Origin of the sequence: Roseibium sp. (assembly GCF_965276855.1) — a bacterium.
Taxonomy (GTDB): Bacteria; Pseudomonadota; Alphaproteobacteria; order Rhizobiales; family Stappiaceae; genus Roseibium.
The window spans coordinates 381,585-393,644 of the sequence record NZ_OZ255700.1 but is presented as its reverse complement, the minus strand read 5'-3'; the positions used below and the strand labels follow the sequence as shown (position 1 = coordinate 393,644).

Genomic DNA, 12,060 nt, shown 5'->3' with positions numbered 1-12,060 from the left:
CGGCGGGGGCTTGTTCGATGTTGATCAGCATTTGCATCACGCGGGTCCTTTGGGGCAACGCAAGCCCTTGAGTTAAGTCTATCAATCTGTGTTCCGGCTCAGCTGGCCACGTGGCCATGGATCTGGTCCCGGTCGGGTCAGGCTGGTCTGGTTATCCCCTTCGACCCCGAAAGACTGCACGTTCAAACGTTTGCAGCGCCAAGGGGCGATGGATCGTCAGCAACCGCCGATATGCTGTCCGTTTGAGGTTTCGGATCGCCCGTGATACGGCAGAACGGCCTCTGTTCTATCGTTTTATGGGCCCGTAAACCGATGGCATTGTGGATATGTCCATCCTTTTGCCACATCGGACAGTATCGGTTTCAAACCTGAATCCGTAAGGTACTTTTACGATCCGAGAACAAGGTTTGCAAGCAAACTGAACAGCCTAAGGCATTTTCCCTATCGAATAGGGGGCGAATGGCATAAAACCTCATAGGTTCAAGGCGATCTGATTTGATGAGAATGGCTGATAACAGAAAATTGCTCCAGACACCGGCGTCATCCGGTTTGGCCGGTACGCTGACGATTGCTCCGGCGATAAATTGGGTTGCTGCTCTGCTGATCATGTCCTTTGCGCTCATGATGTCAGCGCATGGATCGCACGCACTGGCATCTGAAAAGCCGGTTATCTCAGCGGCTCGCGTGGCCGGGGATGAAGACCGGACACGAATCGTTTTTGAACTCAACACGCAGGTCACCCCTGTGATTTCCGCACTTGGAACGCCCTACCGGCTCATTCTGGATCTGCCGGAAGTGACCTTTGCGTTTGATAAGAGAGCGCAAAATGCGGAGCAGGGGCTCGTTCGTGACTGGCGGTTTGGCCTATTCGCCGTCGGAAAGTCCCGCGTGGTTGTGGACTTGGCTGCACCGGTCCGGGTGGACAAGACACTGTTTTTGCCCTCGATCGACGATCAGCCCTCACGCCTGGTGATCGATCTTGTCCGTGCCAGCGATGAAGAATTTGCGGAGTTTGTCTCTGAAACCCGGTCAAAGCGCACAGCCAGCCGGGAGGCCGCTGCACCTAAAACCGATCTCCTGACTGCGCAACGCGCGAACAGCAAACCAGTGATCGTGTTGGATCCGGGGCATGGCGGCATTGACTACGGAGCGATTGGTGTCGGCGGAACTTTGGAAAAGGCGATCGTTCTGGAGTTTTCCAAATTGCTTCGGGACAAGCTTTCAGAAGGCGGTCTCTATCAGATCCATCTGACCCGGGATGATGACACATTCATCCCGCTGGGAGAGCGTGTCCAGATCGGCCATGATTTGGCGGCTGATCTCTTTATTTCGATCCATGCTGATTCGGTGGTGCGCGGTAAAAAACTTGCGCGCGGAGCGACTGTTTACACCCTGTCAGACCGGGCATCGGATGACCTTGCCGAGGAGTTGGCCGCCAGCGAAAACATGTCGGATATTATCGCGGGCGTTGAACTCGAAGAAGAGCCGACTGAAGTGACTGACATTCTGCTTGATTTGGCCCGCCGCGAGACCCGGTCGTTTTCCGTCTATTTTGCCAAGACCCTGATTGGCGAATTGCAGAGCGCGGTTCGATTGATCCGAAACCCGCACAGATCAGCCGGTTTCCGGGTATTGAAAGCGCATGATGTGCCCTCGGTTTTGGTCGAGCTCGGCTATCTGTCGAACGCGCATGATGAGAAACTCTTGATATCTGAAGAGTGGCGGGAGCGGATGGCGGACGCCATGACAGAGGCCATCCACAGTTTCTTCAGGCCCCGCTTGGCCGGACGGGACGGGGCGGTATCACAATAATCGGTGCAACCGGCGAAAAAACATTCGGAAACCTTTAGCTGGTATTTGCCTCAGCATCGCCATAAATGTGCACGACTTAGGCAAACACTGCTATTGTCGCAATCGGTACGGATATGTGCCTGCCCTTAAAAGCGTGGTAAGAGACGTTAGGGCATGCTGGACGGGGAAAGACGAGCCCGCATATGAAATTCTTGGTGAAGTTCTTTGGGTATCTATTTGGGATCGGCGCGGCCTTTGCCTTGCTGATGGCCGCTGGGGTGTGGATGTATCTGCAACACCTCAACGATGGTTTGCCGGACTATAGTGCTCTGAAGAACTATGAGCCGCCGGTCATGACCCGTGTTCATGCCGCAGACGGCAGCCTCATGGCGGAGTATGCGACCCAGCGCCGAATGTTTCTGCCGATCCAGGCGATGCCAGACCGATTGAAGCAGGCCTTCATCTCTGCCGAGGATAAGAACTTTTATACCCATCTGGGTGTTGACCCGGAGGGCATTGCGCGTGCGGCTGTGCGCTTCATCCAGAATTACGGATCAGGACGGCGTCCGGAAGGCGCCTCGACGATCACGCAGCAGGTCGCAAAGAACTTCCTTCTGACCAACGAGTTGCGCGTTGAACGGAAAATCAAGGAAGCCATCCTCGCGCTGCGCATTGAGCAGGCCTACACGAAGGACGAGATCCTCGAGCTTTATCTCAACGAGATTTACTTCGGGTTTGGCGCATATGGCGTTGCCGCGGCCTCGCTCATCTACTTCGACAAGTCCGTTCATGAGCTGGCTTTGGAAGAGGCGGCCTATCTGGCAGCGCTTCCAAAAGGACCAAGCAACTATCACCCGTACCGGAAAACCGACGCTGCTGTTGCACGCCGCAACTATGTGATTGACCGCATGGTTGAAGACGGTCATGTGAGCTTTGAGGACGGCGAAGAAGCCAAGGCAAAGCCGATCACCGTGAAGCTCCGCGGTCACGGCTCCAAGCTGTTCGCTGCAGAATACTTCACCGAAGAAGTCCGCCGTGAAGTGGCTGATATCTTCGGCACCAAGCGGCTTTATGAAGGCGGCCTTTCCGTTCGCTCGACGCTCGACCCGGAAATGCAACAGATCGCACGCAAGACCTTGATGGACGGTCTGATCAAGTTCGATCACCAGCGCGGCAGCTGGAACGGTCCGATTGACCGCATCTCCACAGGCACCGATTGGGGCGTGGAACTGGCCAAAATCGAGGCGTTGAGCGATCTGCCGGAATGGTCATTGGCTGTTGTTCTGGAAAGCGGGAGTAATGAGGCACAGGTCGGTATTCAACCCAAGCGGCTTCAAAGCGGGCAGCTCGAAGAAGACCGCAAGGCGGGTCCGCTGTTTCTGGAAACCATGAAATGGGCACGGGTCAGCGGCCGGGCGCCGTCCACTGTCTCTGACGTGCTGGCTCCGGGTGATGTTGTCTATGTCCAGGAGAGCGCGGTTGCGCCGGGCACCTACGAACTTCGCCAGATCCCGAAAGTGTCCGGTGCCCTCGTTGCCATGGACCCGTATACCGGTCGTGTTCTGGCTCTTGTCGGCGGCTTCAGCTTTGCTCAGAGCGAATTCAATCGGGCAACACAGGCCTGGCGCCAACCGGGTTCCTCCTTCAAGCCGTTCTTGTATGCCGCCGCCCTCGACAACGGGTACACACCATCTTCTGTTGTGATGGATGCGCCGCTTGAGATTTCACAAGGTCCGGGTCTTGGCACCTGGCGGCCGCAAAACTACGGCGGCAAGTTCTACGGTCCATCAACCTTGCGCACCGGGATTGAACGGTCCAGGAACGTGATGACCGTGCGCCTTGCGCAGGACATGGGCATGCCGCTGGTGGCCGAATACGCCAAGCGGTTCGGCATCTACGATAACATGCTGCCGGTTCTGTCCATGTCGCTCGGTGCCGGGGAAACCACGGTCCTTCGGATGACAGCGGCTTACGCAACCATTGCCAATGGCGGGCGGAAACTGCGTCCAACCCTGATCGACCGGATCCAGGACCGCTACGGCCGCACAATCTACAAGCACGACAGCCGGATTTGTGACGGCTGTACCCAAAATGCGTGGGATGGTCAGAGTGAACCGACTTTGATCGACAATCGTGAGCAAGTGCTCGACCCGATGACCGCTTATCAGATCACCTCCATGATGGAAGGTGTGGTCCAGCGCGGAACCGCGACATCCGTTCGTGCCGTCAATCGTCCTGTTGCCGGCAAGACCGGCACAACGAATGACGAAAAGGATGCTTGGTTCGTTGGCTATACCCCGGATCTCGCAGTGGGTGTTTTCGTCGGTTTCGATAATCCCAAGCCGATGGGCCGCGGCGCGACCGGTGGACAGGTGGCTGCTCCGATCTTTACCGAATTCGTCAAGCAGGCTCTCGCCGAAAAGCCGCCGGTGGAGTTCCGTGTCCCGCGCGGTCTGCAGCTGATCCCGATCAACAAGAACACCGGATTGCGAACAGCAGGCGGAACGCCGGGCGCGATCCTGGAAGCTTTCAAACCGGGCATGGCCCCGCCTGACAGTTATTCCGTTATCGGGTTCCAGGATACCATGGGTGTTCCAACCTATGTGTCGCCTGAAGCCGGCCAGGCTGTTCTGCAAGGCACCGGCGGACTCTACTGACGATTGCCACAAACGCCGTTCGTGATGGTTTACAGGAAAGTTGCGGAAAGCTAATCTCCCGCTCCAAATTCAGCCCGGATCCTGAATCAAGGCTCCGGGCTTTTCACCAATTAAGAGAGGTATCCGATGCGCGCCGAGATGGAAGCCATCGTTGATGAAATCAAGCAGGCCATAAGCCTGCTGAGGAGGCATCTTTGACTGGGATCAAGCCCTGGTAAGACTGGAGGAGCTGAATGCTCTTTCTGAAGATCCCGAACTCTGGAATGACCCGGCCAAAGCCCAAAAACTGATGCGCGAGCGTCAGCAGCTTGATGACGGCATCAACGGCGTGAAGGGGCTGGAACAGGATTTGGCGGACAACATCGAGCTGATCGAGCTCGGTGAAATGGAAGACGACAAGTCGGTTGTCGAGGACGCCGAAGAAGCACTGCGCGGGCTGAAGGACAAGGTCAATCAGCTTCAGTTGAATTCGCTTCTGTCCGGTGAGGCCGACGGCAACGACACCTACCTGGAAATCAACTCCGGGGCAGGGGGCACGGAGAGCCAGGACTGGGCCTCCATGCTGCTGCGCATGTACCGCCGTTGGGCGGAAAAGCGTGGCTACAAGGTTGAGCTTCTGGAATACCATGACGGTGAAGAGGCCGGTATCAAATCGGCAACGCTGCTCATCAAGGGCGAGAATGCCTATGGCTGGCTGAAAACAGAGTCCGGTGTCCACCGCCTGGTTCGGATTTCACCATATGACAGCAATGCCCGCCGCCACACCAGCTTCTCTAGCGCCTGGGTTTATCCGGTGATCGATGATAGCATCGAGATCGATGTGAACGAGAGCGATTGCCGGATCGATACCTACCGCGCGTCCGGCGCTGGCGGCCAGCACGTCAACACGACCGATTCTGCTGTGCGCATCACGCACCAGCCGACCGGTATTGTGGTGCAGTGTCAGTCCGAGCGCTCCCAGCACAAGAACCGGGCGACTGCCTGGGGCATGCTGAAGGCGCGTTTGTACGAAGCTGAGTTGAAGAAGCGCGAAGAAGCGGCAAATGCGGAAGCTGCGTCCAAGACCGACATCGGCTGGGGCCACCAGATCCGTTCCTACGTTCTGCAGCCCTATCAGCTGGTCAAGGATCTGCGGACCGGTGTGCAAAGTACTTCGCCCGACGATGTGCTGGACGGTGACCTGGATTCCTTCATGGAAGCAGCGCTAGCCCAGCGGGTCTTCGGCGGCGACGAAGTCGTTGTTGAGGATATTGAATAAGCTGATCTCTCTTGGAGACCAGATTGAAAGCGGCGCTTCGGTGCCGCTTTTTTGTTACAGCGACAGTTTCGCCAGTCTCTCGCCAGCGCGCAGGAAGGTTGCCGGATTGGTCGGCCGGTCGTTCTGGCGTACCTCATAATGAAGGTGTGGCCCGGTTGAACGCCCCGTTGAGCCGATGTTGCCGATCACATCTCCGGCGACCACATGATTGCCGTCAGACGTCCGGATCTTGCTCAGATGAGCGTAGCGCGTGACTAAACCGTTCGCGTGGCGGATTTCAACCATTTTGCCGTAACCGCCTTTCCAGCCAGCGAAGATGACAGTGCCAGGCGCTGCAGAATAAACGCGCGCGCCATAGGGGGCTTTGAAATCAAGACCGGAATGCATTGCGAGCCGGTTCAAAAAAGGATCCATGCGCGGTCCGTATCCGCTGGAAAGCGTGCCGGTGCGGACCGGGCGTTTGAGGGGCAGACGGAGTGCTGCAAACTTTACCCGCTTCAGAGTATCGAGCGCGGTATTTGCCCGGTGCAGCCGATCGGCAAAACTCGTCTGGCTAAGCGGCTCAAATGGCCCACCAAGACTGGAGGACCTACGAACAGCCTTGTTGAGGTTGGGGACGAGTGGTTTGGTAATGCCGAGAATGTCTTCGATCCGGCTTTCTGTCGCAACAGTGATAGCGTCGACGGCAGCGGTGCTTTCCGTGCCCATCTCCGAAATGTCGGCTTTCAGGGCGTCTAGGGCTGCGCGTTTTTCAGTCTTTTTTTTTAAGGGTTCGTCGGTAGGTGCCTCAGTGCCCTGAAGAACGGACAGCGGATCAAAGGGCTTGCGCGAGGCATCCCTGAGGCCCAGCGCCTTGACCGGTTCGGAGATAACTTCGTTTTCGCCGCCCATGGCCGTGCGATCGCCTTTGGGGGCGGCTGCAATCCGGCCTTCATCTATCGCTGGCTTTTGGGCCGGAACCGGCTTGCCGGTGTTGAGGTAGATCCCGACGCTCTCAGCGCGCGCCATCAGGTCGGCGACAATCGTGTGGCGTTGATTGAGGTCTTGCTGCCGGCGCAGCACATCCATGACCTGGATTTCGACGCTTTCCCGGTCGACCAATTGCCGGCTGTTCAGCCGCTCAATCTCGGCGCGGAGGCGGGCAATGCGATCCTGGTACTGGAGTGCAACCTCGGTGCGCTCGGCATTGACTTCCGCCACCATGCCAGATCGCATGACCTGATAGCTGATGGCACCGGTTACGATTAGCGTCGCCGCGATGCAGGTCAACGCGCCGGCAATCAGATGAACCGGGCGGAGGATATAGGTGGTCGTTCTCAAATCGCCCTTCAGAGACTCCCGGTGCGGTGCCTCTGTGTGGGGCACTTGATAGGTCCGCGTCATTTCTGGGCGCTTTTGGGTCATCACTCGATCACTGCTGCATTCTGCATTTCACTTGTGATGATTAGAATTCCTTAAGGTTAACAATTCGTCTTCAAATGCGGGTTTTCAGCCGGTTAACCTGGCAAGAGGCTTGTAAAAACCGGGGGTTAAGCCCGCCTCGGATCGCGCGCGGTCGTTGAAGGGCGGTTTCAAAGCGCCACGGAAATGCTTGCGCACATAGCTGTGAAACGCTGGTTCTGGGCGAATCCCCTGCCGGTCACACAAGAATCGGAACCACTTGGCGCCGAACGCGACGTGGTTCTTTTCGTCGCGGTAAATCACATCCAGGCATTTGGCTGTGTCTTCATCGCCCAAGCTCCGGGCCTTCTCAATCATTGGCGGCGTGATATCGAGCCCGCGGGCCTCCAGGACGAGTGGGATGATGGCAAGCCGCGCCGCGAGATCGTGACCGGTGTCCTGGGCTGCCTGCCAAAGACCATCGTGGGCGGGCATGTCTCCGTAGGATGCGCCCAGTTGGCCGAGGCGGTCCTGCAACATAGAAAAGTGTTTCGCTTCCTCCAACCCCACCCGGACCCAGTCGTCATAATATGAACGTGGCAGCCGCACATGCGCGAACCGGCCGATCAGATCCCAGGTCAGGTCAACCGCATTGAGTTCTATGTGGGCGAGAGAGTGGATCAGGGCCAGCCGGCCTGCGGTTCCCGACAGCTTGCGTTTCGGCATGTCGCGCGGGGCAAGCAGTTCCGGCTTGTTTGGCCGTCCGGGACGGTCCGGCATATGGCCGTCTTTTGACGGTGAGCCGAGAGCCAGGTCGCGTTTGAACCAGGCCTTGGAAACAGCATAGGCGAGCCGGACCTTTTCGGCTGTATCGGCTGCTTCAACAATGGCGCGGGCGCCGGCAACAAGGTTCACCGGCACTGGCTGAGTCTGTGTGTTTGTCATCTGAGCGTCTGACTTGGTTATCAGCGCACCGGGGGATGCAAGTCTAGAGGGCCTTTAAAGCCTCAAGAACGACTTCAGCATGTCCGGGCACTTTCACTTTCCGCCAGATCTGAGCGATTTTTCCGTCTGCGTCCACCAGAAATGTGGCTCTTTCAACGCCCATGTACTTTTTGCCGTACATGGCCTTCTCGACCCACACGCCATAAGCCTCGGCAGTCGCGTTGTCGGTGTCGGCGCCGAGACGCACCGCAAGATTGTGTTTGGCAATGAAATTGTCGTGTTTGCGGGCACTGTCCGGTGAAATCCCGACGATTGTTGCGCCCAGTTCCTTGAAGGCGTCGATGTTGTCGGTAAAGGCAATCGCTTCTTTGGTGCAGCCCGGTGTGTTGTCCTTCGGGTAGAAGTAAACCACGACCGGTTTGCCCTTGAGGTCGCTCAAGGTGATACGGCTGTCGCCGTCTGCCTCAAGGTCAAAATCAGGTGCAGCATCGCCTATGGCCAGATCGCTCATGTCGCCATCCTTCTGTCAAGTTTTGTGCGTTAATGCCGAATTCGGCAGCTGGGTGGGAAGCGGCTATCGCTTTTGGTGCTTGTTTCACATTATCATATGCATTGATACGACTCGTTCAATGCAACGGATGTGCGGGCTTCTTGGAATAGTACGCAGTTGAAGAGATATCCCGCGGGTTGCCCGAGGGACAACGGACGGAATGTAATTGTCGCAACCGGACGGAATGAAAGACGAACTGCCCAAACCGGCCCCATGGAAACGCCGCAGACTTCTGCGTTTGGCCAGTGGTCTGGTCTTTGTCGGCCTTATCGTGTACGTGGGCGCAATCTTTGCCTCAGGTCCGGTCACAGTTCCTTTGCTTGGAAACCTTCTGGCATCGCAGGGAACGCGCGGCCCCGTCACCCTTTCGGTTGAAAGCGCCAGTGTAGACTTTACAGCCGATGACGGGATCCGGATCGTCATTGAGGATGTGCGTGTTGATATCAGCGGCGGCGCACCGGTCACACTAATGCTTCCACGGCTCGAAGCGCCGTTGACGCGATCCGCCTTGTGGTCGGGGGACATCCGGTTTGCATCACTTCATTTGGATGCACCGAAGATCACGATCGTCATGAAGGGCGGACCGGCTGTGGTTCCCGAGATCAGCCAGTTGTCGGAAGCCGTCAATCGCATCGGCAATGTGATCGATGATCAGTTTGTCCGCCGGGGTCTCACGTCCGTCACGGTCTCCGACGGGGCTTTTGACATAACGGGACCGGCGCCGCGATCCTTCACGAACATCAATGCGGATGTGTTCCGGTCTCCTGACGGCGAAATCTCTGCCAGCGCCCGCGTTGGCGGACGGGTTACCTCTTGGCGATTGGATTTCCTCAGAGCGCCGTCCAAGACCGGTCCTGGCACTCGCATGGCGGCCGTCGTCAACGGGATTACACTTGCCGAACTTCTGGGGCCCGATGCGGCAACAGCCTATGGCAAGGGCTTGAGGCTGCCGGCGTCGGCGAAACTCGACAGCGTACTGGATGAAAATGGAGAACTGATCTCTGCGAACGCCGTTGCGAGGGTCCAAAACGGCTGGTTCCAGATGGGCCGGACGCTGGTGGCTTTCGATGATGTCGCGTTGTCGGCAGTTTACCGCGGGCCAGACAAGCCGATTGATATCCAGACGTCCCATTTTATCCGGGGCAATACGCGGATCTTCTTTTCTGGACAGATTGATCAACCTACCAGCGATGCACCGGTCTGGGACTTCCTCCTGGAAACCGAGCACCCTCAGGTCGGGCCGTTGGATGTGCGTGAGCCGCCGCAAATGCTGGATGGTGCCACGGTTCAGGGCAGGTTCAATTTGGCTGAGAAGCAAATTGATATCAGCCGCTTCTCGGTGCGCTCGGGCAAGGCAAGCGCAACGGGTGTTGTGAACATCCAAATCGGTTCGGACGGGCCGTACTTGGCGATTGCCGTTGATGGCGAACAGATCCCGATCTCCCTTGCGAAAAAGGTTTGGCCGATCACATTGGTGCCGCCAGCACGCAAATGGATCATCAAACGGATCAAGGCCGGTCTGATCGAAACCGTGTCCTTCACAGCCGCCATACGTCCACCTGCGTTCAATCACCTCGACCCGGACGCAGGCTGGTCTGGCGACGATATGGCAATGACCATGAGCTTCGTTGATGGTGCCGTCGCACCCGTTGGAGATGTGGCCGTGGTGGATGGCCTCTCCGGAACCATGACCATTGAAAATGAAGTCCTGACCGTCAAGGCCAGTGGCGGCACGGCCGATCTGCCCGGGGAAGATGATGTCGCCGTTCCTGAGACGGTTTTTGAGATCCACAACCTGCCTTTGCGCGTCGGAAAGATCGCGAAGGTGGAGACGCGCCTGGAAGGCGGGAATGCGGAAATCGGCGCGTTGTTGAATGCCAAGCCGTTCGAGGTTCTTGACCGTGCAAACCTGAAAACCGGTGGCGTGACCGGCAGCGGCGTCGTTGACATCACGGCGAGTTTCCCGATGGAACGCGTGATCGACATGGACGATGTCACCTGGAAAGCGGTTGGCCGATCGGAAGACTTCTCTGACGAGAACCCGATCATGGGCCACCAGATCCAAAATGCTGATCTGTCGATCGAGGCAGATCGCAGCCAAATCGTGATCTCCGGCAACGGTGAGTTTGACGGTCTGAACGCGGATATCAACCTGGTGGTCCCGCTATCTGGAGCGGGCGACCCACGGCGTCAGGATGTCGTGGCGTCCGTAACGGCAGATCAGTTGAAGGCCCGTGGAATTGATCTGACAGCTTTCCTGGACGGCCCGATGACGGTCAGCGCGGGCAAGGCCGAGGGCGGTCAGAACATCAGCATCGACCTTCAAGAGACGGAAGTCCGGCTTCAGGCGCTTGGTTGGCGAAAGGCAAAGGGCGTACCCGCGTCCGCCTCCTTCAAGCTAATCGAAACCGACGACAAAAAAGTCGTCCAGGACTTCGAGTTGGTTTCGGAAGGCGCGGATATCTTTGGTCAAATCCACCTGTCGGCGACTGGCGAGCTTACTGAAGCATCCTTTCCGCGGTTCCAGCTGCGGCCGGGCGATGATGCCCAGATCGACATCACCCGGGCGGACAGCGGCCGGTATGACATTATTTTTTCCGGCAAGAATTTCGATGGCCGTGGCTTGATCCAGAGCCTTAGAAGTCCGGGAGGGAGCCAAGGTGCCGGCGATTTCGCCGACGGGGCCCGAATTGCCGTTGATATTGACCGGATGACCGGGTTCAACAAACGCTGGATGGGGAACGTCAGGGGCCGGGTGGACACCGGAGCCCGCGGCTTGATGGCCGCCGACATCAGCGGGCTCGTTGGTGGCAGCTCAGACTTCCGTTTTACGTTGACGAGCAATGGCGGTGCGCAGCAGGCAGACGGGCGCTTTGACGACACGGGCGCCATGCTGGCGTTTTTGGATCTTTACAAACGCATGCGCGGCGGGCGGGGAACCTTGAGTGTTGCCATGGCCGACGCCGACAGTTGGGTGGGTGATTTCAAGGTGCGTTCGCTGGTCATTACGGAAGATCCGGCCATTCAGCGCATCAGCACGACCAACTTGAACACGCGCGATGAGGCAAGCCGCGTGATCGTGCGCCAGCCCCAGGTCAACACTGCGGAAGGAGCGCGCGGCACCGCTTCATTTGAAACGCTCGACATCAATTTCACCCGGGAAGGGGACCAGATGACGATCAGCCGCGGCGCGTTGCAGGGCAACGCGCTTGGCGGCACGGTGGCCGGCACGGTGGATCTCAAACAGCAAACGCTCAATCTCACCGGAACATTCGTGCCGATCTACGCGCTCAACAATTTCTTTTCCAAGATCCCGCTCTTGGGGTTTGCGCTTGGCGGAAGTACGGGGGAAGGGTTGATTGGCGTGACCTACCGCTTATCCGGGTCCTTGTCCGACCCGGTTCTGTCGGTCAACCCGATTTCAGCGATCGCCCCCGGCATCTTCCGCCGGATGTTTGAGTTCCAGCCGGAATAGCAAC

General features: G+C 57.7%; 7 protein-coding genes. 4 read left to right on the top strand and 3 right to left on the bottom strand.

Annotation, left to right across the window (positions count from 1 at the left end; translation table 11 throughout):
* Window positions 1–504 precede the first annotated feature (504 nt).
* The 3 genes from ACQY4Z_RS01790 to prfB all read left to right on the top strand — a co-directional run bounded on the left by ACQY4Z_RS01790 (window position 505) and on the right by prfB (window position 5,706).
* Complete coding sequence (locus ACQY4Z_RS01790; protein WP_428526144.1) at window positions 505–1,812, top strand: N-acetylmuramoyl-L-alanine amidase; 1,308 nt, start codon at window positions 505–507, stop codon at window positions 1,810–1,812.
* A 182-nt stretch (window positions 1,813–1,994) separates the two neighbouring features.
* Window positions 1,995–4,448 (top strand): penicillin-binding protein 1A, encoded by a 2,454-nt coding sequence (locus tag ACQY4Z_RS01785; RefSeq protein ID WP_428526142.1) that lies wholly within the window; start codon window positions 1,995–1,997, stop codon window positions 4,446–4,448.
* Between the two features lie 126 nt (window positions 4,449–4,574).
* Window positions 4,575–5,706 (top strand): peptide chain release factor 2 gene (gene prfB / locus ACQY4Z_RS01780; RefSeq protein WP_133950167.1). Its coding sequence is split into 2 segments (ribosomal slippage): window positions 4,575–4,643 and window positions 4,645–5,706, totalling 1,131 coding nucleotides; the frame shifts between segments, so codons are not numbered across the junction.
* 54 nt (window positions 5,707–5,760) lie between these two features.
* Here prfB and ACQY4Z_RS01775 read toward each other — a convergent pair.
* The 3 genes from ACQY4Z_RS01775 to bcp all read right to left on the bottom strand — a co-directional run bounded on the left by ACQY4Z_RS01775 (window position 5,761) and on the right by bcp (window position 8,542).
* Complete coding sequence (locus tag ACQY4Z_RS01775; protein WP_428526140.1) at window positions 5,761–7,110, bottom strand: peptidoglycan DD-metalloendopeptidase family protein; 1,350 nt, start codon at window positions 7,108–7,110, stop codon at window positions 5,761–5,763.
* An 84-nt stretch (window positions 7,111–7,194) separates the two neighbouring features.
* The gene (locus ACQY4Z_RS01770; protein ID WP_428526138.1) at window positions 7,195–8,031 is read right to left on the bottom strand and encodes a ferritin-like domain-containing protein; all 837 of its coding nucleotides are present in this window, start codon (window positions 8,029–8,031) and stop codon (window positions 7,195–7,197) included.
* Window positions 8,032–8,074: 43 nt separating this feature from the next.
* On the bottom strand, window positions 8,075–8,542 hold the full coding sequence (bcp, locus tag ACQY4Z_RS01765; RefSeq protein WP_428526136.1) for a thioredoxin-dependent thiol peroxidase: 468 nt from the start codon (window positions 8,540–8,542) through the stop codon (window positions 8,075–8,077).
* Window positions 8,543–8,765: 223 nt separating this feature from the next.
* Between bcp and ACQY4Z_RS01760 the strand changes: the two genes are divergently transcribed.
* Complete coding sequence (locus ACQY4Z_RS01760) at window positions 8,766–12,056, top strand: AsmA-like C-terminal domain-containing protein (protein WP_428526134.1); 3,291 nt, start codon at window positions 8,766–8,768, stop codon at window positions 12,054–12,056.
* The last annotated feature ends 4 nt before the right edge of the window (window positions 12,057–12,060 follow it).